The sequence below is a fragment of the Pseudomonas sp. FG13 genome, from assembly GCF_057809755.1.
Window position 1 is genome coordinate 56,629 of sequence record NZ_JBMDKO010000022.1, and the last position, 23,353, is coordinate 79,981.

At 61.5% G+C, this 23,353-nt stretch carries 23 protein-coding genes; 2 read left to right on the top strand and 21 right to left on the bottom strand.

The window, feature by feature from the left end; all coding sequences use genetic code 11:
* Positions 1 to 24 precede the first annotated feature (24 nt).
* From ACODTO_RS18140 to ACODTO_RS18205, 14 genes are all read right to left on the bottom strand, one after another.
* Positions 25 to 663: a TetR/AcrR family transcriptional regulator gene (locus ACODTO_RS18140; protein ID WP_003204240.1), complete on the bottom strand. Its 639-nt coding sequence runs from the start codon at positions 661 to 663 to the stop codon at positions 25 to 27.
* A gap of 383 nt (positions 664 to 1,046) precedes the next feature.
* Positions 1,047 to 1,841, bottom strand: coding sequence for a TatD family hydrolase (locus ACODTO_RS18145; protein ID WP_175363415.1), 795 nt, complete (start codon positions 1,839 to 1,841; stop codon positions 1,047 to 1,049).
* 11 nt (positions 1,842 to 1,852) lie between these two features.
* Positions 1,853 to 2,209 (bottom strand): PilZ domain-containing protein, encoded by a 357-nt coding sequence (locus tag ACODTO_RS18150; RefSeq protein ID WP_024776899.1) that lies wholly within the window; start codon positions 2,207 to 2,209, stop codon positions 1,853 to 1,855.
* 206 nt (positions 2,210 to 2,415) lie between these two features.
* Positions 2,416 to 3,402, bottom strand: a complete 987-nt coding sequence (locus ACODTO_RS18155) for a DNA polymerase III subunit delta' (protein ID WP_139649383.1) — start codon at positions 3,400 to 3,402, stop codon at positions 2,416 to 2,418.
* Positions 3,395 to 4,027 carry a dTMP kinase gene (gene tmk, locus ACODTO_RS18160; RefSeq protein ID WP_175363414.1) on the bottom strand — a complete coding sequence of 211 codons (633 nt, stop codon included), beginning with the start codon at positions 4,025 to 4,027 and terminating at the stop codon, positions 3,395 to 3,397. Before tmk ends, ACODTO_RS18155 begins: the two co-directional genes overlap by 8 nt.
* Positions 4,028 to 4,046: 19 nt before the next feature.
* Entirely contained in the window at positions 4,047 to 5,207 is a 1,161-nt protein-coding gene (gene mltG, locus ACODTO_RS18165) for an endolytic transglycosylase MltG (RefSeq protein ID WP_489106837.1), read from the bottom strand.
* 3 nt (positions 5,208 to 5,210) lie between these two features.
* A complete protein-coding gene (gene pabC / locus ACODTO_RS18170; protein WP_489106838.1) occupies positions 5,211 to 6,026 on the bottom strand; it encodes an aminodeoxychorismate lyase in 816 nt (271 codons plus the stop codon).
* On the bottom strand, positions 6,026 to 7,270 hold the full coding sequence (fabF, locus tag ACODTO_RS18175; RefSeq protein ID WP_139649375.1) for a beta-ketoacyl-ACP synthase II: 1,245 nt from the start codon (positions 7,268 to 7,270) through the stop codon (positions 6,026 to 6,028). The genes pabC and fabF overlap by 1 nt, the downstream gene beginning before the upstream one ends.
* A 107-nt stretch (positions 7,271 to 7,377) precedes the next feature.
* Positions 7,378 to 7,614 (bottom strand): acyl carrier protein, encoded by a 237-nt coding sequence (gene acpP / locus ACODTO_RS18180; protein ID WP_139649372.1) that lies wholly within the window; start codon positions 7,612 to 7,614, stop codon positions 7,378 to 7,380.
* Between the two features lie 190 nt (positions 7,615 to 7,804).
* Entirely contained in the window at positions 7,805 to 8,548 is a 744-nt protein-coding gene (gene fabG / locus ACODTO_RS18185; protein WP_139649371.1) for a 3-oxoacyl-ACP reductase FabG, read from the bottom strand.
* 15 nt (positions 8,549 to 8,563) lie between these two features.
* On the bottom strand, positions 8,564 to 9,502 hold the full coding sequence (gene fabD, locus ACODTO_RS18190) for an ACP S-malonyltransferase (protein WP_489106839.1): 939 nt from the start codon (positions 9,500 to 9,502) through the stop codon (positions 8,564 to 8,566).
* Positions 9,503 to 9,625: 123 nt separating this feature from the next.
* Positions 9,626 to 10,636 (bottom strand): phosphate acyltransferase PlsX, encoded by a 1,011-nt coding sequence (gene plsX, locus ACODTO_RS18195; RefSeq protein WP_139649367.1) that lies wholly within the window; start codon positions 10,634 to 10,636, stop codon positions 9,626 to 9,628.
* A gap of 3 nt (positions 10,637 to 10,639) precedes the next feature.
* Positions 10,640 to 10,822 (bottom strand): 50S ribosomal protein L32, encoded by a 183-nt coding sequence (rpmF, locus tag ACODTO_RS18200; protein WP_003179396.1) that lies wholly within the window; start codon positions 10,820 to 10,822, stop codon positions 10,640 to 10,642.
* Positions 10,823 to 10,835: 13 nt separating this feature from the next.
* A complete protein-coding gene (locus ACODTO_RS18205; RefSeq protein WP_003204262.1) occupies positions 10,836 to 11,363 on the bottom strand; it encodes a YceD family protein in 528 nt (175 codons plus the stop codon).
* 267 nt (positions 11,364 to 11,630) lie between these two features.
* On the opposite strand from ACODTO_RS18205, the gene ACODTO_RS18210 reads away from it, so the two are divergent.
* The gene (locus ACODTO_RS18210) at positions 11,631 to 12,209 is read left to right on the top strand and encodes a Maf family protein (RefSeq protein ID WP_139649365.1); all 579 of its coding nucleotides are present in this window, start codon (positions 11,631 to 11,633) and stop codon (positions 12,207 to 12,209) included.
* Positions 12,210 to 12,214: 5 nt separating this feature from the next.
* On the opposite strand, the gene ACODTO_RS18215 is transcribed toward ACODTO_RS18210, so the two are convergent.
* Genes ACODTO_RS18215 through rluC form a run of 3 tightly spaced genes read right to left on the bottom strand, consistent with a single transcriptional unit; the run spans position 12,215 to position 14,833 of the window.
* Positions 12,215 to 13,204 carry a S49 family peptidase gene (locus tag ACODTO_RS18215; protein ID WP_041024284.1) on the bottom strand — a complete coding sequence of 330 codons (990 nt, stop codon included), beginning with the start codon at positions 13,202 to 13,204 and terminating at the stop codon, positions 12,215 to 12,217.
* Positions 13,205 to 13,224: 20 nt separating this feature from the next.
* On the bottom strand, positions 13,225 to 13,887 hold the full coding sequence (locus ACODTO_RS18220; protein WP_139649363.1) for an HAD-IA family hydrolase: 663 nt from the start codon (positions 13,885 to 13,887) through the stop codon (positions 13,225 to 13,227).
* Positions 13,877 to 14,833 (bottom strand): 23S rRNA pseudouridine(955/2504/2580) synthase RluC, encoded by a 957-nt coding sequence (gene rluC / locus ACODTO_RS18225; RefSeq protein ID WP_041024287.1) that lies wholly within the window; start codon positions 14,831 to 14,833, stop codon positions 13,877 to 13,879. Before rluC ends, ACODTO_RS18220 begins: the two co-directional genes overlap by 11 nt.
* Positions 14,834 to 15,530: 697 nt before the next feature.
* Here rluC and rne point away from each other — a divergent pair.
* Positions 15,531 to 18,728, top strand: a complete 3,198-nt coding sequence (rne, locus tag ACODTO_RS18230; RefSeq protein WP_139649361.1) for a ribonuclease E — start codon at positions 15,531 to 15,533, stop codon at positions 18,726 to 18,728.
* Positions 18,729 to 18,923: 195 nt separating this feature from the next.
* Here the strand turns inward: rne and ACODTO_RS18235 are convergent, their stop codons facing one another.
* Genes ACODTO_RS18235 through ACODTO_RS18250 form a run of 4 tightly spaced genes read right to left on the bottom strand, consistent with a single transcriptional unit; the run spans position 18,924 to position 23,294 of the window.
* Positions 18,924 to 19,514, bottom strand: coding sequence for a nucleotidyltransferase family protein (locus tag ACODTO_RS18235; protein ID WP_489106840.1), 591 nt, complete (start codon positions 19,512 to 19,514; stop codon positions 18,924 to 18,926).
* Between the two features lie 26 nt (positions 19,515 to 19,540).
* On the bottom strand, positions 19,541 to 20,512 hold the full coding sequence (locus ACODTO_RS18240) for an XdhC family protein (RefSeq protein WP_139649356.1): 972 nt from the start codon (positions 20,510 to 20,512) through the stop codon (positions 19,541 to 19,543).
* Positions 20,512 to 22,827 carry a xanthine dehydrogenase family protein molybdopterin-binding subunit gene (locus ACODTO_RS18245; protein WP_175363409.1) on the bottom strand — a complete coding sequence of 772 codons (2,316 nt, stop codon included), beginning with the start codon at positions 22,825 to 22,827 and terminating at the stop codon, positions 20,512 to 20,514. The genes ACODTO_RS18240 and ACODTO_RS18245 overlap by 1 nt, the downstream gene beginning before the upstream one ends.
* Positions 22,824 to 23,294: a (2Fe-2S)-binding protein gene (locus tag ACODTO_RS18250; protein ID WP_024776917.1), complete on the bottom strand. Its 471-nt coding sequence runs from the start codon at positions 23,292 to 23,294 to the stop codon at positions 22,824 to 22,826. The genes ACODTO_RS18245 and ACODTO_RS18250 overlap by 4 nt, the downstream gene beginning before the upstream one ends.
* Positions 23,295 to 23,353 lie beyond the last annotated feature (59 nt).

The following is a 23,353-nucleotide window of genomic DNA, read 5'->3' on the forward strand; positions in this document are numbered from 1 at the left end:
GGCGCAATCAGGTATCTGAATGCCTTAACTGCTCGGTACGTCGGTATCGCGCTTGCGCTTGTTGCCCATGCGCACGCCGATGTCCATCAGGAACTGGAAGAAACCTTCCTGATCCTCCAGCACGTTGCTCCAGAACGGTGAGTGGTACAACGCCACCGCACCATGCACCAACGCCCAGGCAGCGCAGTAGTGGAAGTAAGGTGGCACATCTTCGAGCTTGCCTTCGCTGATCCGGCCCTTGATCAGCAACGTCAGGCGCTCGAAGTTCGAAGCGCGGATCTTGTGCAGCTCCTCGACCATCTCCGGCACTTGGTTGCCCTTGACCACCTTCTCTTCCAGGCGGTCGAACAAGCGGTAGCGCTGGGGATCGCGCATGCGGAATTCGAAGTAGGCCCGGGACAGCGCCTCCTTGTCCTTGTCCACGTCCGCCGAATGCAGCAATTCGTTCAAATCGCGCTCGTAATCGAGCATCAGGCGCAGGTAGATTTCCGCCTTGGATTTGAAATGTTTATAGATCGTGCCTTTGCCGATACCCACAGCATCCGCAATCATCTCGACGGTGACGCTGTCTTCGCCCTGGTCGAGAAACAACTTGAGTGCGGTGTCGAGAATTTCCTGCTCACGGCGGCGAAACTCACGGACCTTACGAGGTTCTTTGTGCATAAGAAAAAGGTCTGAAGGTCAAAATTCGAAGCCGGGTATTATGCCTAACTTACGCAAAAATGCACGGATCATCCGTTCCCGGCCATAGTTCCTCACAAAATCGTACAACATTGGCTCGCTGCCGCTTGCGCTACCGCGTCGTCCCGACAACCGGTGGCGACAGTGAGAACTTATCCGAAGCGAGCGTATTCCAAATTTGTTTAAAAACCGCCCCGGGCAAACTGGACGCGTCGGTATCCTGATCAATACTTCAATTGTCGGCGCGACATCTCCCCCAAGTGACGCGCCGGTAAAGGTACCAAAGGACCGCGTGCCTTTGTTTTACTCCTAATGGTCTTAACCCGGATTCACCCCCCAGAACCCGGGTTTTTTTTGTTCGAAATTCAAGCCTTGACCGACCGGACGTGAGCCAGCGGAAACAACCGTTTGAAATTCTCCGTCGTCTGCTCAGCGAACCGCTCGTAGGATTCGCCACGCAGCATTGCCAGGAACTCCGCCACCTCCCGCACATATTGCGGAAGATTCGGCTTGCCGCGATACGGGATCGGGGCCAGGTACGGCGAGTCGGTTTCCACCAGCAACCGGTCGGCCGGCACCCTGCTGGCCACGTCACGCAAGGCATCGGCGTTGCGGAACGTGACAATCCCGGACAGGGAAATGTAATACCCCATGTCCAGCGCTGCCTTGGCCATGTCCCAGTCTTCGGTAAAACAGTGCAGCACGCCGGCCTGGGGCAGCGCGGCCTCGCGCAGCAAGGCCAGGGTGTCAGCCCGAGCGCCCCGGGTGTGGATGATCACCGGCTTGCCAGTCTGCTTCGCGGCGTCCAGGTGCAGGCGGAATGAAGCCTGTTGCACTTCGGCGGCTTCCGGCTCGTAGTGGTAGTCCAGGCCGGTTTCACCGATGGCGACGACCCTTGGATGGTCGAGCTCACGCAACAGCCAGTCCAGGGCCGGCGCAGCATCGGGCTGGACATCCAGCGGATGGACACCGACCGAACAGTCGACATCTTCATAACGGTCGGCCAGGACCTTGACGTCGGCGGCATTGTCGGCGCTGACACCGATGCACAGGAAGTGTCCGACGCCCCGCTGACGGGCAGCGTCCAGCGCTGCATCCAGGGAACCGCCATGGGCGGCAAGGTCGAGACGGTCGAGGTGACAATGGGAATCTACGAGCATAAAGGGTCGGGCTACATCGTATGGGTGGGACGGTCGGACTTCAGGGTTCCGGCCAGGTGGGTTTCGATCTGATTGCGGGCCGAGCTGTCGCCGTCATTGAACTGCACGCCGACGCCGGCCGCTCGGTTGCCCTGGGCACCTTTGGGGGTCATCCAGATCACCTTGCCGGCGACCGGGATCTTCTCCGGTTCATCCATCAGGCTCAACAGCATGAACACTTCATCCCCTAGTCGATAATGCTTGTTGGTGGGAATGAACAGGCCGCCATTCCTGATGAAAGGCATGTAGGCGGCGTAAAGCACCGACTTGTCCTTGATGGCCAGGGACAGGATGCCGTTGCGCGGTCCGGGACTGACAGGTTCGTTCATGCTGTTCTCCGCTGCGATTGAGCTGAGTCTAGCCTCAGTACGAAAAGCCTTGATACTTGTTCATGCTGCGTTGAAAACAGCCTCGGAATGCTCATGTACTCCAGTACAGTCGGACGCGACCCCGGGCGTTCCTCGGCTGTTTTCGCCTTGCCTGACCTTCGTCTCAAGACTTTTCGTACTGAGTCTAGGAGCCTTGGCGACGTCTGTCAGTTACGACCCGGCAAGCTCGCCCACTGCACCAACAATGCCTCGAGCAACAGCACCCGGTTGAGGTTCGCCTTGCTCAGCACCTTCTGACGTTGGGCAAGCAACCAGTCCTGAATGTTCAAGATTTTGTCCTGGCTGCTTTTTTGCGCCAGGTACTGAATCACCTTGCGCATGTCCGCCAGCCCCAGGCCCGCCTCATCGTCGGTAAGCTGGTAACGCAAGATCAGGCTCGACCAGTCGCAGAACCAGTCGAACAGCAACAGCAGCGGGATGGCGTTCCACCCCTCGGCCAATTGCGTCGGTGATTGCTGCTGCTTGAGCAGCTTCTTCACCCCGTCCACCACCAACGCCCGCTGCTCACGCACACCCTGGGCCTGGAGGCTGACGGCCGCCAGGGGCGAACCGGCGGCGAGGGTCAGCAATTCGACACGCTCGTCATCGGTGCTGTCGGGCAAGGCCTGGGCCAACCATTGCAAACTCATCGCCTCGCTCGGCAACGGGCAGGCCTGTTGCACACAACGGCTCTTGATGGTCGGCAGCAAGCGACTCGGCTGGTGACTGACCAGCAAGAGGACGGTGTCGCCAGAAGGCTCCTCGAGGCTCTTGAGCAAGGCATTGGCGGCGTTGATGTTCATCGACTCGACCGGCTCGATCAGCACCACTTTGCGCCCACCCAGCTGTGAGGTCTGGACCACGAAGCTGACCAGATCACGGACCTGGTCGACCTTGATCGCCTTGTCCGCCTCCTCCGGCTCCAGCACATAGTTATCGGGATGGCTGCCAGCCTTGAGCAGCAGGCAGGACTTGCACTCGCCGCACGCGTTCGAGGCGCCCGGGCGCTGGCACAGCAGGTGGGCCATCAGGCGTTCGGCCAGTGCCCGCTTGCCGATCCCGACCGGGCCATGCAGCAGGTACGCATGGGCATGCTGGGCACGACCGGCCAGTTGTTGCCAGAGACCGTCCTGCCAGGGATAGGCTTCAGCCACGGACACGCTCCAGCAAACCGGGCAACAGGCTGTCCAGCGATTGCTGGACCTGGGTCAGCGGCTGGGCGGCATCGATCAACAGGTAACGCGCCGGATCGGCCTTGGCACGGCTCAGGAAGGCGTTGCGCACGGCATTGAAGAATGCCTCGCCCTCAAGCTCGAAACGATCCAGCCGACCACGGGCGCTGGCACGGGCCAGGCCGATTTCCACCGGCAGGTCGAACACCAGCGTCAGGTCCGGTCGCAGGTCGCCCTGGACAAAGGTTTCCAGTGCCGCGATGCGCTCCAGGGACAAGCCCCGGCCACCACCTTGATAGGCATAGGTCGAATCGGTAAAGCGATCGCAGAGCACCACTGCGCCACGGGCCAGGGCCGGACGAATCACCTCGGACAGGTGTTGTGCCCGGGCGGCGAACACCAGCAACAGCTCGGTGTCGGGGTTCATCACTTCTTCGGCCGGCGCCAGCAGCACCTCACGGATCCGCTCCGCCAGCGGCGTACCGCCCGGCTCGCGGGTCAGCACCACCTCGATCCCCGCAGTCCGAAGGCGTTCGGCCAGGAATTCGCGGTTGGTGCTCTTGCCGGCGCCCTCCGGGCCCTCCAGCGTTATAAACAAGCCAGTCACGGGCAGTCCTTAGTCAGAGTCATTGCGGGCTCGGGAGCTCGTCAGCATTCGGTTCGGGAGCAGGCTTCTCCGGTTGCACCTGGGGCAGGGCTTCGGGAGCCGTATCGGGCGAGGCCGCCGGAATCGGCGCCGAGTCACCCTGCGTGGCCGGAGCCGGGCTGGAGCGATAGTCGGCGCGACGCTTGAGCTGGTATTCGCGCACCGCGTTGTTGTGCTCATCCAGATTGTCGGAAAACACGTGGCTGCCATCCCCGCGCGCGACAAAGTAAAGGCTGTCTCCCGACGCAGGATTCAACGCGGCATGAATCGCCTCGCGTCCCACCATGGCAATCGGCGTCGGCGGCAACCCCGGAACCAGGTAGGTGTTGTACGGATTCTCTTCTTTCAAATGGGCACGGGTGAGTTTGCCAGTGTAGCGCTCGCCCAGGCCATAGATCACCGTGGGATCGGTCTGCAGCAGCATGCCCATGCGCAGACGACGCACGAACACACCGGCAATCTGACTGCGTTCCTGGGGTACGCCGGTTTCCTTTTCCACCAGGGATGCCATGATCAGCGCCTGGTAGGGCTGGGTATAGGGCACATCGGCGGCGCGTTCGGCCCATTCCCTCGCCAGTACGTCTTCAAGCCGGTCGTAGGCCTTGTTCAGAAGATCAACGTCCGACGTTCCACGCACGAAGCGATAGGTATCCGGGAAAAACCGCCCTTCGGGGAACACCCCGGAGTGGCCCAGCCGATCCATCACCTCGCTGTCACTCAGGCCGGTGAGGGTCTGCTGGAGTTTTTCATCCTTGGCCAGTGCCGCACGGACCTGACGGAAATTCCAGCCTTCCACCAGCGTCACGCTGTACTGCACCACCTCGCCGCGTTTCCAAACGCCGATCAGGTTTTCCATGGTCATGCCCGGCACCATCCGGTATTCGCCGGAGTGCAGGGGCTGACCGGCGAGATTGAAGCGCCAATACACCCTCAGCCAGAACGCGTCCCTGATCAGGCCCTCAGCCTCGAGGCGATAGAAGGTCTTGGTCGGGGTGGTCCCGTTAGGAATCTCCAGCAGTTCTTCCTGGGTGATGTTCAGCGGCTGTTGCAACGCCGAATGAATCTTCCAGGCAGAAGCGCCCCACAGCAGCCCTGCCAGAACCAGACCGGTTTCCAGCAACAGCAAGAATTTACGTCTCACGAATCAAACATCCAATAACGCGCGGGCAAGGGTCTGCAGTTTACGGGTGAGCGGCCCGGCCGACCAGCGTGTCGAACCGCATGCGCGTACCGGCCACACGCCATACACACTGTTGCAGACAAAGATCTCATCGGCCTGGTGCAATTGCTCAAGATGGATATCGGTCACTTGCGTGGCGATGCCCTGCGACTCGGCTTGAAACAATAATTCGGCACGCATCACGCCAGCCACACCGCACCGGCTCAGGTCAGCTGTCATCAACACACCGTCACGCACGATAAACAGGTTGCTGAAGACCCCTTCGATCACCCGCCCGGACATATCCAGCATCAGGCCTTCGGCGTGCTCCGAATCGGTCCATTCGGCGCGAGCCATGACCTGTTCAAGACGGTTGAGATGTTTGAGGCCGGCCAGCAACGGCTGCTCGGACAGGCGAGTCGCACAAGGAAACAGGGCAACGCCCTGCTCGGCGTGGGCAGCAGGATAAGCGGCCGGAGGATTCCCTTGCAGGATGCGCCGAACCTGGGCCGAAGGGGCGGCGGCATAACCGCGCAGGCTGTCGCCACGGGTCACAATCAGCTTCAGCACACCTTCACCCAGGCGTTGCGCGTAGGCGTTCAGTTCCGCGCTCAATGCGCGGTTGTCGAGATTGAGCGCCAACCGTTGGCAGCCCAGCTCGAGCCGCCGCAGATGACGCGCCAGCAGCACCGGCTCGCCATTGCGCACGGCGATGGTTTCGAACAACCCATCGCCATAAGCCAGGCCGCGATCCTTCAGCGACAGAACGTCAGCCGGCTGACCGTCGACCCAGCTGTCCATCAACCGGCAAACCGGCGGAACACCAGCGAGCCGTTGGTGCCACCGAAGCCGAAGGAGTTGGACAGCACCACATCGATGTCCATGCCCCGGGCGGTGTGCGGAACGAAGTCCAGGTCGCAGCCTTCGTCCGGTTCGTCGAGGTTGATGGTCGGCGGCGCCACCTGGCTGTTGATCGCCAGCACGCTGAAGATCGCCTCTACCGCGCCTGCGGCACCCAGCAAGTGACCGGTCATCGACTTGGTCGAGCTGACGGCCAGTTTGTAGGCATGCTCACCGAACACGGTCTTGATCGCCTGGGCTTCGGCGAGGTCGCCCGCCGGGGTCGATGTGCCATGGGCGTTGATGTATTGCACCTGCTCGCTGTTGACCTTCGCGTCACGCAAGGCATTGGCGATGCATCGGGCAGCACCGGCGCCATCGGCCGGCGGCGAGGTCATGTGATACGCGTCACCGCTGGTTCCAAAGCCAACCAGTTCGGCATAGATGGTCGCGCCACGCGCCTTGGCGTGCTCCAGCTCCTCGAGTACCAGCGCACCAGCACCGTCGGACAGCACGAAGCCATCGCGGCCCTTGTCCCAAGGTCGGCTGGCACGGGCCGGCTCGTCGTTGCGGGTCGACAGTGCACGGGAGGCGCCAAAGCCGCCCATACCGAGACCACAAGCCGCCATCTCGGCGCCGCCAGCGATCATCACGTCAGCTTCGTCGTACATGATGTTGCGCGCGGCCATGCCAATGCAGTGGGTGCCCGTGGTACATGCCGTGGCAATGGCATAGTTGGGTCCCTGTGCACCCAGGTGGATGGACAGGAAACCGGAAATCATATTGATGATCGAGCCCGGTACGAAGAACGGAGAAATCCGTCGCGGTCCCGAATCGTGCAGCGTGCGGCTGGTTTCTTCGATATTGGTCAAGCCGCCAATACCCGAACCCATGGCCACGCCGATGCGTTCACGGTTGGCATCGGTGACTTCCAGGCCGGCGTTGCGCACCGCCTGAAAACCGGCAGCCAGGCCGTACTGGATGAACAGATCAAGCTTGCGGGCTTCCTTGACCGACAGGTATTCCTCGACATTGAAGCCCTTTACCGAGCCGCCAAAACGGGTGGAATAGGCAGAAAGGTCGGTGTGTTCGATCAGACCAATGCCACTACGGCCAGCCAGAATGCCCTGCCAGCTGCTCGGCACATCCGTGCCCAGTGGCGACAACATACCCATACCGGTGACTACGACGCGTCTACGCGACACAGCACTCTCCTTTTTCTAATGACGACTTTTCATCAGGCCTAAAGAAAAAACCGCACGCCGTAATGGCAGTGCGGTTTTTCCATGACAGCAAGCGACGACTAAAAAGGTTACGCCTGATGGGCGGTAACGTAGTCGATAGCAGCTTGTACAGTAGTGATTTTTTCAGCTTCTTCGTCAGGGATTTCGGTCTCGAATTCCTCTTCCAGAGCCATCACCAGCTCAACGGTGTCAAGGGAGTCGGCACCCAGGTCTTCAACGAAAGATGCTTCATTCTTGACTTCATCTTCCTTAACGCCCAGTTGCTCGGCAACGATTTTCTTGACGCGCTCTTCGATGGTGCTCATACCTTGTTTTCACTCCTAATGGACAATTCAGGCAACTGGCCGGTGGGTAAGTGTATAGAAAGGCTTTTCGATTTTTCAACCGAAAGCTTTTCCTTCGAACCCTGACGGCCCGCCGTCTATAAATAAGTTGCAGCTTTATAACGGATTTTAGACAGCTCGTATGACATTTTTTTGAAGCAATCCGTCACATTTAACTCATGTACATCCCGCCGTTCACCGGGATTGTAGCCCCGGTCACGTATGCCGCAGCGTCGGATGCAAGAAAAGCGACCACGGACGCGATCTCTTCGGCCTGCCCCAGGCGCCCCAGCGGAATTTGTGTCAACAAGGCTTCACGCTGTGCTTCCGGCAGTTCACGGGTCATGTCGGTGTCGATAAAACCCGGTGCGACCGAGTTTACCGTAATCGACCGCGAACCCACTTCACGCGCCAGCGCACGGCTGAAACCTTCCAGACCGGCCTTGGCCGCAGCATAGTTTACTTGGCCGGCATTGCCCATGGCACCCACAACCGAACCGATACTGATGATCCGCCCCCAACGGGCCTTGGTCATGCCGCGCAGAACGCCCTTGGACAGCCGATACAGACTGTTCAGGTTGGTGTCGATCACGTCGAACCATTCGTCATCTTTCATGCGCATCATGAGGTTATCACGAGTGATACCGGCATTATTGACCAGGATAGCCGGGACACCGAACTGTTCCTGGATGCTGGCCAGCACCGCCGTGACGGATTCGTCACTGGTAACGTTCAGCTCAAGGCCCGTGCCTTGAATACCGTTTTCCTTCAGGGTCGCGGCGATACGCTCGGCGCCCGAAGCGGAAGTCGCGGTGCCGACAACGATGGCGCCTTGGCGACCCAGTTCCAGGGCAATGGCCTGGCCGATGCCGCGGCTTGCACCGGTCACCAGTGCAACTTTACCTTGCAGACTCATGCAAGCTTCTCCTGTTCAGGCCTGCGCTGCACGGGCGGCAGCGAAAGCGTCTGGGGTGTTGAGATTGGAAGTCGACACGCCTTCGGCGCAGCGTTTGTTCAGACCGGCCAGCACCTTGCCTGGGCCGCACTCGACCAGTTCGGTCGCGCCCTTGGCCGCCAGGGTCTGCACCGATTCGACCCAGCGAACCGGCTTGTAGAGCTGTTCCAGCAGGTCGCGCTTGAGGGCCTCGAGGTCTGGCGCCACATCAGCGCTGACATTCTGCACCACGGGAATCTGCGGTGCCTGCCAATCAATGGCGGCAATGGATTCGGCGAAGCGCTCGGCAGCAGGACGCATCAATTCACAGTGCGACGGCACACTGACCGGCAACGGCATGGCGCGCTTGGCACCACGGGCCTTGCAGCCTTCAATGGCGCGCTCGACCGCAGCCTTGGCACCGGCGATCACGACCTGGCCCGGGGAGTTGAAGTTCACCGCACTGACCACATCGCCCTGCGCCGCCTCGGCGCAGGCTGCCAGCACATCGGCATCTTCCAGGCCGAGAATCGCGGCCATGCCGCCCTGCCCGGCCGGAACGGCCTCCTGCATCAACTGGCCACGGCGCTCCACCAGCTTCACCGCGTCGCCCAGGCCAAGGCTGCCAGCGGCGACAAGGGCGCTGTATTCCCCCAGGCTATGACCGGCAACGAAAGCCGGACGCGCACCACCTTCAGCCAGCCACAGGCGCCACAGAGCGACCGAGGCGGTCAGGATGGCCGGTTGGGTTTTATCGGTTTGATTGAGCTGCTCTTCGGGCCCTTGCTGGGTCAAAGCCCACAAGTCATAGCCGAGTGCATCGGACGCTTCTTTGAATGTTTCGAGGATCAACGGGTATTGCGCGCCCAGCTCGGCCAGCATGCCGAGGGACTGCGAGCCCTGTCCTGGAAAGACGAATGCGAGGGAAGCAGACATGAAAACAAAGCCCCTAATGATCTTGTCGTCAAAAATTGACGCCCCGTGGGGCGCTAGGAAACTGACTGTTGGATGGCGGGTTGAACCGACCGGTCACATTTAAGCATTGTCGAGCGAAAACGCCTAAGTTAACAAATCTTCGAGGCGACCATGCAGGCGCTCGGGCAGGTTCTCCTGGATTTCGATCACCGCCCGGTTGATAGCGCTTTGAAAACCCTGCACGCCTGCCGACCCATGACTTTTGATCACAATCCCCTGCAACCCGAGAAAACTGGCCCCGTTATGCCGCGCTGGCGCCAGGTCCGCCTGCAGGCGACGCATCAAGGGCAACGCCAGGGCTCCCACCACCCGCGAGGCCAGGCTCTGCCGGAACAGGCTCTCGATCCGCTCGCCGATCATGGTTGCCAGGCCCTCGCTGGACTTGAGCAGGATGTTGCCGACGAAGCCGTCACACACCACCACGTCCGCCTCGCCCCGGTACAAACCATCGCCCTCGACGAAACCGATGTAGTTGATTCCCCGAGCGCGCTGCAACAACGTGGCGGCCAGCTTGACCTGCTGGTTGCCCTTGATGTCTTCGGTTCCGATGTTCAGCAGCGCCACGCGAGGGCGCGCGATACCTAGGGTTTCGGCCGCCACCGAACCCATCACTGCAAATTGCAGCAGGTGCTCGGCGCTGCAATCGACATTGGCCCCCAGGTCGAGTAACTGGCAGAAGCCTCTGCGGGTCGGGATCGCCGCGACCATGGCCGGCCGGTCGATGCCCGGCAGGGTCTTGAGCACATAGCGCGACAGCGCCATCAACGCCCCCGTATTTCCGGCACTGACACAGGCCTGGACCTTGTCGTCGCGCAGCAGCTCAAGAGCCACCCGCATCGACGCGTCAGGCTTGCCGCGCAAGGCCTGGGCCGGCTTTTCGTCCATGGTGATGACTTCGGACGCAGGGGTAATCGTCAGGCGCGCACGATCCGCAGCCGCTTGGCCACTGAGCATTTCTTCAAGAAGGGAGGGTTGACCAACGAGGGTCAGGTGCAGCGAGGGTGTTGCATTCAGACAAGCAAGGCTGGCCTGAACAATGCTGCGGGGACCGAAGTCCCCGCCCATTGCGTCAATTGCGATGACTTGAGCGGACAAGGATTACTCGTCAGCGCCCTTGTCGATCACTTTACGACCACGGTATACGCCTTCTGGCGATACGTGGTGACGCAGGTGAACTTCACCAGTGGTTTTTTCTACGGACAGGGTGCTAGCCTCGAGAGCGTCGTGCGAACGGCGCATGTCACGGGCAGAGCGGGATTTTTTGTTCTGCTGAACAGCCATAATTGATTAACTCCTAAACGTTTGGGTCACGCTTTAACTGCGCCAATACACTGAACGGGTTGGACCGCGTTACCTCGTCCTCGCTCGGTTCGGGTTCATCTGCTCCCGCCGGCTGCTGGCATTCTTCCGGATGATGAGCAGGCACAATGGGCAAGGCGAGCAGAAGCTCCTCCTCGATCAGTGACTGCAGATCCAATGGATCTTCGCCCAGTTCCAGCACGTCATAACCTTTCGGCAACGACTGGGTATTCGCACCCTCCTTCACCACGGCGTAACTGCATTCGCTGTGGATCGGCAGGGTGACCAGCTCAAGACAACGCTGGCAAACCATTTTGACTTCAGTGTCGATAAAGCTGTGGATTACCACAGATTTACGTTCATCTCGTTCAAAAACGAATTTGGCCTGGACCGTACCGACATCGTCGGAAAGCGGGTCGCAGAGTCTCTTCAAATCGGCCAGCAGCAGTTCACCTTGAAGGGTGGTGCCACGATCAGCCAATTTGCGCGGGTCAACGTGAGGTGGAATCGGGTCATTCAACATAGGCGCAGCATTATAGGGATGCCCCCGCCCATGTCAAAGGAAATTCAGCCCTGTCCGTCACTTGCCCGCCTCGCTAGCGTCCTGTCTCGGAAATACGTTCTCTTTTGGCGAGTGGCTTGGGTGTTCGGCCAAGGCGCCGCGACGAGTCATAGCAGGGCTATGGCGAGGAGTGGCGATGCCGGCCGGGCACCCAAGACGCCGCCAAAAATGAACAGCTTATTTCGGAGACAGGACGCTAGAATTCGCCCCTGACTTTTGGAGATGCCCATGCTGCCTTTATTACTTGCCTCCAGCTCGGTCTACCGCCGGGAATTGCTCGCCCGCCTGGGGCTACCATTCGTCTGCAGCTCGCCGGATATCGACGAAAGCCACCGCCCCGGCGAGCCCGCCCGGGAACTGGTAAAGCGCCTGGCCCGGGAAAAAGCCCTGGCCCTGGCCGACAGCCACCCGGCACACCTGATCATCGGCTCGGACCAGGTCGCCGTGCTCGGCGAGCGCATCCTGGGCAAACCCCACACCTTCGACAATGCCCGCGAACAACTGCTGGCCGCCAGCGGGACCCAAGTCACGTTCCTCACTGGCCTGGCACTGCTCAACAGCCAGACTGGCGCCTGCCAGGTCGATTGCGTGCCCTTTACCGTCAACATGCGCACGCTCGACCCGGAACGGGTCGAGCGCTACCTGCGGATCGAACAGCCTTATGATTGCGCCGGCAGCTTCAAGGCCGAGGGCTTGGGCGTAAGCCTGTTCCAGAGCACCGAAGGCTCCGACGCCACCAGCCTGATCGGCCTGCCCCTGATCCGCCTTGTGGATATGTTGCTGGCAGAGGGCGTGCAGATACCCTGAGCCGATTAGCGCAATGCCGGGCCCTGGAACCCCATCCACATCGCCAGGCGCTCGGCAATGCTCGCCCCCAGCTTCTTCGAGAAACGATCGAGCGGCGACTCTTCGACAGTGAAGTCCACCAGCTCCTTCTCACCGATCACATCCCGCGCCACCGAACTGGCACTGCCCAACCCATCGATCAAGCCCAGGGACAATGCCTGCTCTCCAGACCAGACCAGACCGGAGAACAGTTCCGGGTGCTCCTTGTCCTTGAGCCGATCACCCCGGCCTTTCTTGACGCTGGCGATGAACTGTTTGTGGGTCGTATCGAGCACCCCCTGCCAGAAAGCGGTTTCTTCCGGCTTCTGCGGCTGGAAAGGATCGAGGAACGACTTATGCTCACCGGCGGTGTAGACCCGACGCTCGATACCGAGCTTGTCCAGGGTCTCGACGAAGCCGTAACCAGCGGCGGTCACACCAATAGACCCCACCAGACTGGCCTTGTCGGCATAGACCTGATCCGCCGCGCTGGCGATGTAATAGGCTCCGGAGGCGCCGAGATCGGCAATCACCGCATAGACCTTGATGTCCGGATGCGCCGCACGCAGGCGAACGATCTCGTCATAGACGTAGCCCGCCTGCACCGGGCTGCCGCCCGGACTGTTGATGCGCAGCACCACCCCTTTGACTTTCGAATCCTCGAACGCGGCCCGCAGGCTGCCGATAATGTTGTCCGCGCTCGCCGCCTCCTTGTCCGCGATCATGCCTTCGATATCGATCACCGCTGTGTAGGCCGAACCGCTGCCGGGATTCTTCTTCATATCGATCGCCTGGATGATGACCCCCAGCCCGACGAAAAGATAAATAAAGACCAGGCACTTGAAGAAGATGCCCCAGCGGCGCGCACGACGCTGCTCCTCCACCCCAGCCAGGAGGGTCTTTTCCAGCAACTTCCAGCTCTTGTCGTCACCGTTGTCAGCGCTTGCCTTGGCCGGTGCCTTCCATTCATCGGTCATACTTGCATCCTTCAACAAATTTAATCGGTGTGCCGGCTCAGCCAGGCGTGCAACTCAGGAAAACGGTCAATGGCCAGTCGCGGCTCGAACGCCCGCAGCGCCTCGATCGTCTGCGCGCCGTAGCTGACGGCCACCGAGCCCATGCCGGCATTGCGCGCCATCTGCAGATCAAACGACGAGTCCCCGATCATCAGCGCTCGCTCAGGACGCACCTCGCAATGCGCCAGGATCTGCTCGAGCATCAGCGGGTGCGGCTTGCTGGCGGTCTCATCGGCGGCACGGGTGATATCGAAATAATCCTCCCAGCCATGAGCCTTCAGCACCCGATCCAGCCCGCGACGAGCCTTCCCGGTGGCGACGGCCAAGTGATAGCCCTCTGCCCGCAACGCCTCAAGGGTATCCGCCACGCCCTCGAACAACGGCGACGGCTCGGCTTCCAGAGCAATGTAGTGTTCAGCGTAGTGCTGGCGAAACACCACCAGCGCCTCATCATCGATGTCCGGATACAGGCTGCGAATGGCTTCCGGCAATCCGAGACCGATGATGCCTTTTACCGCAAAGTCATCGCGCCTGGCAAAACCCGTACGGTCGGATGCGACATGCATCGACTCCACGATCCGACCGATGGAATTGGCCAGGGTGCCGTCCCAATCGAAGATCAGGAGCTTGTAGTCAGGATGCACTCAATCGCTCCACAGTCTTGGCCCACATGGCGTCCACGGGTGCCTGCAACTTCAGCTCGCCCCCATCAGGCAGCGGCACCGTCAACATATAGGCATGCAGAAACAGGCGTTTTCCGCCGAGTTCGCGGATCTCACGGGTGAAATCGTCGTCCCCGTATTTGGGGTCACCGGCGATGCAATGGCCAGCATGCAATGTGTGGACACGAATCTGGTGGGTACGACCGGTCACCGGCTTGGCCTCCACCATGGTGGCGAAGTCACCGAAACGCCGCAGCACCTTGAACACAGTGAGCGCGTCCTTGCCTTCGTCGTTGACCTCGACCATGCGCTCGCCGGAACGCAGGTTGCTCTTGAGCAATGGAGCCCGGACCTGCTTGATGGACGTCGCCCAATGACCGCGCACCAGCGCCATGTAGCGCTTGTCGATGCCGTCACCGCGCAATTGTTCATGCAGATGGCGCAACATGCTGCGCTTCTTGGCGATCATCAGCAGCCCGGAGGTGTCGCGGTCCAGGCGGTGGACCAACTCCAGCTCCTTGGCGTCCGGACGCAACTGACGAAAGGCTTCGATCACACCGAAATCCAGGCCGCTGCCGCCGTGAACCGCGATGCCTGCGGGCTTGTTGATCACAATCAGCGCTTTGTCTTCGTAGATAATCGAGTCTTCCAGGCGCTGCAGCAGCCCTTGGGCAACAGGCACCGGCTCATCGCGCTCGGGCACGCGAACCGGCGGCACGCGCACGATATCGCCTGCCTGGAGCTTGTACTCCGGCTTGATCCGGCCTTTGTTCACCCGCACCTCGCCCTTGCGCAAAATGCGATAAATCAAGGTCTTGGGCACGCCCTTGAGCCGGGCGAGAAGGAAGTTATCGATTCGTTGGCCGGCATATTCCGGCGAGACCTCGAGCAGTTGAACGCTCGGGGTCGAAGGGGCAGTAGTCGTCATGGCGGCGATCATAACAATTTTTTATGGAATTGAAGCACTTAATCATTGCTGCTATAGTCGCGAACGCCGCCAAAAGTGGCTGGACAGCGGACTAACGGTCAAAAACCGGCCCTGACCAACGCAATTCACGAGGACGAGAGGCCGTCCTACGGGGCTTTTGCCACGATTCGGTAGAGTTTGCAGGTGTAACGAGCGCAGGTGACATGAGGCCTGAAATACGCCGCAAAGCAGAGTATTCACTCGCCTTGCGCGCCACATTCACGGCCAGTTCACAAAGTGCAGTCAGTTGCGAACGACCCCGGGCGAAAGCTGCGGAAACAACGCCTAATTAGCCATGATGCGTGACCTCCCCTTTCCGGAGCTCACGGTAAATGCCAACCCGCTGCGGATTCTGCGCGCGGCAGCACCCGAATTATCAGGGATACGTGTAGGGTGGAGATGTACAACCGTCGGACTGTGTAGCACTAGGCTTGTTTCAGACGCTTCATCTCGTCCACAGACGCCGGTTGATTCCTCCTCCTGACTGAGTGCTTGAGTACCAGCAAGCAGGACGCGTCCGTCGCGACTTCGCCATCATTGGGCCGAACTCGCTGGACACTGGAGTGGTCAGCCACTTCCATGACGCACCTGACACCGACCGTGAGAAGTCGTGTGTGCCGAACGCCGTTTCCGGCAGCCCGGAAACCGACGGTACTACATGAAAAGAATGCTGATTAACGCAACTCAACCCGAAGAGTTGCGTGTTGCACTGGTAGACGGCCAGCGCCTCTACGACCTGGATATCGAATCCGGTGCACGCGAGCAGAAGAAGGCCAACATCTATAAAGGCCGGATTACTCGCATCGAACCAAGCCTTGAGGCTGCCTTTGTCGATTTCGGCTCCGAGCGCCACGGCTTCCTGCCCCTCAAAGAAATCTCCCGCGAATACTTCAAGAAAGCCCCTGAAGGCCGCGTCAACATCAAGGACGTCCTGAGCGAAGGCCAGGAAGTCATCGTCCAGGTCGAAAAAGAAGAACGTGGCAACAAGGGCGCCGCCCTGACCACCTTCATCAGCCTGGCCGGCCGTTACCTGGTCCTGATGCCGAACAACCCGCGTGCCGGCGGCATCTCCCGCCGCATCGAAGGCGAAGAGCGCAACGAACTGCGTGAAGCCCTCAACGGCCTGGTTGCCCCAGCCGACATGGGCCTGATCGTGCGCACTGCCGGCCTTGGCCGCAGCAGCGAAGAGATGCAGTGGGACCTCGACTACCTGCTGCAACTGTGGACGGCCATCAAGGAAGCTTCGCTGGATCGCTCCGCGCCGTTCCTGATCTACCAGGAAAGCAACGTCATCATCCGCGCCATCCGCGATTACCTGCGCCAGGACATCGGTGAGGTGCTGATCGACAGCGTCGAAGCCCAGGACGAAGCCCTGACCTTCATTCGCCAGGTGATGCCGCAGTACGCCAGCAAGATCAAGCTCTACGAAGACAGCGTTCCGCTGTTCAACCGTTTCCAGATCGAAAGCCAGATCGAGACCGCCTTCCAGCGCGTCGTCGAACTGCCGTCCGGCGGCTCCATCGTCATCGATCCGACCGAAGCCCTGGTGTCCATCGACATCAACTCGGCGCGCGCCACCAAAGGCAGCGACATCGAAGAAACCGCTCTGCAGACCAACCTTGAAGCGGCCGAGGAAATCGCCCGTCAGTTGCGCCTGCGCGACATCGGCGGCCTGATCGTCATCGACTTCATCGACATGACCCCGGCCAAGAACCAGCGCGCCGTGGAAGAAAAAGTCCGTGAGTGCCTGGAAGCCGACCGCGCCCGCGTACAAGTCGGGCGCATTTCGCGCTTCGGCCTGCTGGAAATGTCCCGTCAGCGCCTGCGTCCGTCCCTGGGCGAAAGCAGCGGCATCGTCTGCCCACGCTGCAACGGCACCGGCATCATCCGTGACGTCGAGTCGCTGTCCCTGGCGATCCTGCGCCTGATCGAAGAAGAAGCCCTGAAAGACCGCACCGCCGAAGTCCGCGCCCAGGTGCCGATCCCGGTGGCGGCGTTCCTGCTCAACGAAAAACGCAACTCGATCACCAAGATCGAGCTGCGCACCCGCGCTCGCATCGTGATCCTGCCGAACGATCACCTCGAGACGCCGCATTTCGAAGTCCAGCGCCTGCGCGACGACAGCCCGGAAGCCCACAACAACCAGTCCAGCTACGAAATCGCCGCTGCCGCTGCCGAAGTGGAAGAAGTCCAGCCGGCTGCTGCCACTCGCACCCTGGTTCGCCAGGAAGCCGCCGTGAAGACGGCCCCTGCCCGCGCCAATGCTCCGGTTCCGACCGAAGTCGTCGCACCGGCACCGGCTCCGGTTGCTGCACCTGAGCCAAGCCTGTTCAAGGGCCTGGTGAAGTCGCTGGTCAGCCTGTTCGCGACCAAGGAAGAGCCTGCCGCACCAGCCGTGGTTGCCAAGCCTGCCGCCACCGAGCGTCCTGCCCGCAACGAAGAACGCCGTAACGGTCGCCAGCAGACCCGCAACCGTAACGGTCGTCGTGACGAAGAGCGCAAGCCACGCGAAGAACGTGCACCTCGTGAAGAGCGCGCACCACGTGAGCCTCGTGAAGAGCGCCAGCCTCGCGAAGCCCGTGAGGAAGTGTCGACCGTAGCCCGTGAAGAGCGTGCACCACGTCCACCACGTGAAGAGCGTCAACCGCGCGCCCCGCGTGAAGATCGCAAGCCTCGTGGCGAGCGTGAAGAGCGTGTACGTGAACTGCGCGAGCCTCTGGATGCCGCCCCGGCCGCTGCCGCCACCGCTGAAGAGCGTCCAGCGCGCCAGCCTCGCGAAGAGCGCGCACCACGCCCTCCGCGTGAAGAGCGTCAACCACGCGCCGAGCAGGCTGCCGCCGCTGCCAGCGAAGAAGAAGTGCTGAACGCCGAAGAGCAACTGCAGGAAGACGGCCAGGACAACGCCGAAGGCGATCGTCCACGCCGCCGCTCCCGTGGCCAGCGTCGTCGCAGCAACCGTCGTGAGCGTCAACGTGATGCCAACGGTAATGTGATCGAAGGCTCGGAAGAGTCCGAATCCACCGAGGCGCCAAGCACTGCAGACCTGGCCGCCGGCCTGGCCGTGACTGCGGCAGTTGCCAGCAGCACCATCAGCGCTCCAGCCGAGGCCCAGGCCAATGAACAGGCCGAACGCGCTACCGCTGCGGTGGAAAATGCGCCGGTTGAAACACCAGTGGTCGAAGCCACTACCCCGGTAGAAGTGACTGCTTCGCCAGAAGTGGAAGTTGCGCCAGCGCGTGAAGCCCAGCCTGAAGCCGAAGCCGCCGTCGAGCCTGCACCGGTCGTCGAACAGCCGGTAGAGGCCGCAGAACCTGCCGTTGAAACGCCTGTTGAAGCGGGCACCGAGGAAAAAGCAGCGGCACCTGTGCGTGAAGAGCAGACCGCGTTCAACTGGAACCCGGAACCTGCCGCACCGGCACCGGCGGTCGAGCCAGAGCCGATGCCAGAGCCTGTCAAGGCAGCCGAGCCAGCAGTGGTCGAGCCGGCGCCAGTGGTTGAAGCCCCGGTAGTTGCCGAAGCACCGGCCCCCGTCGAGGAGCCTGCTCCCGCCAGCGCCTTGACCGCGAACGGTCGCGCTCCAAACGATCCGCGTGAAGTGCGTCGTCGCAAGCGTGAAGCCGAGCGTCTGCAGAAGGAAGCCGAAGAGGCTGCCGCCCAGGCCCGTGCTGCTGAGCCGGCCCCAGCAGTGGAAGTTGTCGAGGCATCCCCTGCCCCGGTGACTGAAGCCGCAGCCGAACCAGCCCCGGTTGAATCGGCGCCGGTGACCGACGAAGCTCAGCCTTCCGCTGAAGCTGAAGAAGTCACGCCTCATCGCGCCCCAATGGAAAAAGAGCACGAGCCCAAACCTCACGCCTGATTCCATCGCCCAATAAAAAGCCCCGCCTGGTGATGCCAGGCGGGGCTTTTTATTTAGTGTCGACTATCAGATCGTCATCGCGAGCAGGCTCGCTCCCACCAGGGATTTGCGGCAATCACAAATTCTCAACCCACCACAGAACCTGTGGGAGCGAGCCTGCTCGCGATGGCGGTGGCTCAGTCGACATCAGTGTGGTTACTGAAAACTCAGCGCCTCAGGCACATCCACATCCCAAACCACACCAGGATCATCCACAGCAACCTCAACCACTTGGGCTCCGGCAAACAGTACCTTGGCGCCGTGATCGCCTGTCAGCGCCATCAATTTCGGGCCGAACTCGCGACCAAACCCTACGGGATGCCCATATTCTCCCGCGAGTACCGGTACGCAGACGCCATCCTCGCGAATGCCAGCCGCCACCCGCTCAATGCTGGATGGCAGGATAAATGGCATGTCTGCCAGCACTATCAACCAACCATCGAGGTCCGGGCATGCCTGGACGCCGGCTGCGATGCTGTCGCCCAGGCCGGGGGAGCCCAGTTCGACGACATCGCATCCATAGGCCTGGGCCATGCGAATGGCCTGTGGACGCCCCTCACGGGTCACCAGCACGCGTTTTTCCAGGGAAGCTGGCAAATTGACCAGCACCTGCTCGATCACCGAACGGACGGCGCCGTCGCGCCCCGTGCAGTCAGCCAATAACTTGTCCTTGTCGGGGCCGGCCACCTGGCGAAAACGGTTGCCCAGTCCGGCCGCGACAATGATCACGCCAATCGATCCGCTCATGCGCCCTCCTTGCCTCTAGCGACGCCTTACAACGGCTTTTTCTGCCGCAGCTCGACGCCATTCTTGATGGCCACGATTTCGGCGAGCAGCGACAAGGCGATTTCCGCCGGAGTGTGGCTGCCGATGTGCAGGCCAATAGGACCATGCAGCCGCTCGATGGCCTGTGCTGACAAGCCTAGCTGAAGCAGATTGTCCCGGCGCTTCTGGCTGTTGACGCGTGACCCAAGGGCCCCCACATAAAAAGCCGGGGAATCCAGGGCGGTCAGCAAGGCCATGTCGTCCAGGCGCGGATCATGGGTCAGGGCAACGATCGCCGTGCGCTCGTCAGTCTGGATGTTCAACACCGCCTCGTCAGGCATTCCCGAGACGAAGCGACCGTGTTGTTCTTCCCACCCGTAGACGAACTCCTTGCGCGGATCGCAGATCAGCACTTCGAAGTCCAACAGCCGGGCCATTTCCGCGACATAGCGCGACAATTGCCCAGCACCGATCAGCAGCAGCCGCCAACGCGGCCCATAGATGGCACGCAGAGTCTGCCCATCGAACACCAGCACGTCGCTCTTGCTGGCGGGCGTCAACGCCACATGACCAGTGGCGATGCTCAACTCACGGGCGACAATCTGATGGGCTTCGCAGCGCTCCAGCAGTTCGGCCACCCATTGTGGGTCACCGACCCGCTCTTCCGTCAGGCGCAGGGTACCGCCGCACGGCAAACCGAAGCGCGCCGCCTCCTCGCGGGTAACGCCGTAGGTGATCATCTGCACCGGCGGTCCATCCGCTGGAATGCGACCATCGTGCAACCGGGCGATCAAGTCATCCTCGACACAACCGCCCGACACCGAGCCGATCACCACGCCGTCTTCGCGCAAGGCGAGCATCGCCCCCGGAGGCCTCGGCGCGGTGCCCCACGTCTGGACCACTGTGAACAGCACCACGCGCTGCCCGGCGCGGCGCCATTGCAGCACGCTACGCAGGACGTTCAGGTCAACGCTGTCCATCAGGCCTTGGCCTGCTGCCAGCCTTGCAACTGATAGCGTACCGGCAGATTGCGGATGCGCTGGCCGGTGGCCGCGAAAATCGCATTGCACAGCGCCGGCGCAATCGGCGGCACTCCCGGCTCACCGACACCGCCCAACGGCACCTCGCCCGGTGGCGTGACCAGGTGCACCGCCACCTCCTTGGGTGCCAGGGACATGCGTGCCACTTCGTACATGTGGAAGTTGTCCTGCTGGACCTTGCCATCCTTGAAGCTGATCTCCCCCACCATCGCATTGCCCAGCCCCATGACGCAGGCGCCTTCGAACTGGGAACGAATACGTTCGGGGTTGATCTGCGGACCGCAGTCAACGGCAATGTTCGCCTTGTGCACGATCACCGTGCCGTCCTCCTTGACCTCCACTTCGATGGCCGCCGCCACGTAGGTGACGAAGCTGTAATGCACCGCCAGCCCTAGGCCACGGCCCTTCGGCAGCTTCTGCCCCCAACCGGCCGCCTTGGCGGCGGTTTCCAGCACGGTGCGGATCCGCGCCGTATCGATGGGATAGCGCTCGGGGGATTCGCCGTAGTTCCACTCTTCACTCAAGGTACGCGGGTCGATCTTGCGATCCGGGCCAAGCAACTTGAGGTGGTACTTCAGCGGATCCTGACCGGCCTTGTGGGCCAATTCGTCGATAAAACTCTGGATAGCAAAACCGTGGGGAATGTTCGACACCGAGCGGTACCAGCCCACTCGCGTGTGGGCCACCGCTTCGGGGTTCTCCAGGCGCAGGTTGGGAATGGCGTAGGCCATGTTGGTCACGCCCATGCCCACTTCGAACGGCGCTTCATGAACCATATTCGGCGCGAACAGCGCGGTGATGCTCGGGGCCACGGTGCGATGCAGCCAGCCGGACGGCATCCCGTCCCGGTTCAAGCCGGCCTTGAGGTACTCGGCCGATACGGTGTGGAAATACGAGTGATGGATGTCATCCTCGCGGGTCCATTGCACCCGGATCGCCTGGCCCGCGAACTCCTTGGCCAGCACCGCCGCCTCGACAACGAAGTCGGGTTTGGATTTGCGGCCAAAACCGCCCCCCAGCAGCGTGATATTGATCGTGACCTTGTCGAAAGGAATGCCCAATCGTTCAGCGACGCGCTCGCGGGTCACCTGTGGCGCCTGGCTCGGCGCCCAGGCTTCGCACTGGCCGTCCTTGAAGCGGGCAATGGCCACCATCGGCTCCATTGGCGACTGGGACAGGTGCGGCAGATAATACGAGGCTTCCAGGGTCGAATCGGCCTTCGCCAGCGCTTCATCGAGGTCGCCGGTGCTGCGCAGGACTTTCCCGGGCTTGAGGGCCGCAGCTTCGAGTTCCTTGCGATAGGCGACCGAGTCATAACCGGCATTCGGGCCGTCGTCCCACTCGATTTTCAGCGCATCGCGTCCCTTGATCGCGGCCCAGGTGTTCTTCGCCACCACCGCCACGCCACCCAGGGGCTGGAATTCCGAAGGCAGTGGACGCCCTTCGATCTGCACCACCTTGACCACGCCCGGCACTTTCAGCGCCGCGCTATCATCCACGCTCCTGACCTTGCCGCCATAGACCGGCGGACGCGCCACGACGGCGTAGAGCATGCCGTCGAAATGCACATCGGCACCGAACACGGCGCGACCGTTGACGATGTCGGCACCGTCGATGGCCCGGCTCGCCTCCTTGCCGATGTAGCGAAACTCGGCCGGTTGCTTGAGGCGCAAGCTGTCACGGGCCGGCACCGGCAAGGCGCTGGCGGCGGTGGCCAAGGCGCCGTAGCCCAGTTTCCGACCGGAAGGCTGGTGCACCACGTTGTGCAACTGGGCACGACATTCACCCACCGGAACGTTCCATTGGGCCGCGGCGGCCTGCTCCAGCATGGTCCGGGCGGCGGCACCGCAACGGCGCATCGGCTCATACCAGTGGCGCATGCTGCGTGAGCCGTCGGTGTCCTGGTTGCCGAAACGTGCCTCATCGGCCGGCGCCTGCTGCACCTTCACCAATGCCCAGTCGGCGTCCAGTTCATCGGCCACCACCATGCTGAGGCTGGTGCGTACACCCTGGCCCATTTCCGAACGATTGCAGATCACCGTCACGCTACCGTCGGCGGCGATGCTCACGTACACCTTCGGATCGTCGACCGCACCATGGGGCATGCCCTCGGCACCGAACTTCTTGTCCTCGGCAAAGGCCTCCGGCAGACCCCAACTGGCAGCCAACACCAGTACACCGGTGGCGCTCGCGCCCTTGAGGAAGCCGCGCCGGCTGAGATTGCTCAGCACGAAATCATTGGGCAGACGGCTCATGCCTTGGCCTCCTTCAGGTGAGTGGACGCCTGGCGAATCGCGGTCTTGATCCGGTTATACGTGCCACAGCGGCAGATATTGCCGACCATGGCTTCCTCGATCTGCTCGTCGCTCGGGTTGGGATTGCTCTTGAGCAAGGCGGTGGCGGACATGATCTGCCCGCCCTGGCAGTAACCGCACTGAGCCACGGCGGTATCGAGCCAGGCCTTTTGCACGACCTGACCAACCGGGTCGGCATGCAGCGCGTCGATGGTACTGACGTTCTGCCCCTGCACCGAGCCGATTGGCGTGATGCAACTGCGCGCCGGAGCGCCGTCGATGTGGATGGTGCACGCGCCACACAGGCCCATGCCGCAGCCGAATTTGGTGCCGTTGTACCCGGCGACATCCCGGATAGCCCACAGCAGCGGCATGTCCTCGGTCACATCCAGTTGATGGTCTTGTCCATTGAGTTTCAGGGTAATCATGGGCACGCCCGCATAGTTATCGAGTTATGGGGTCGAGCAATCTGCCGCTTGGGTGACGG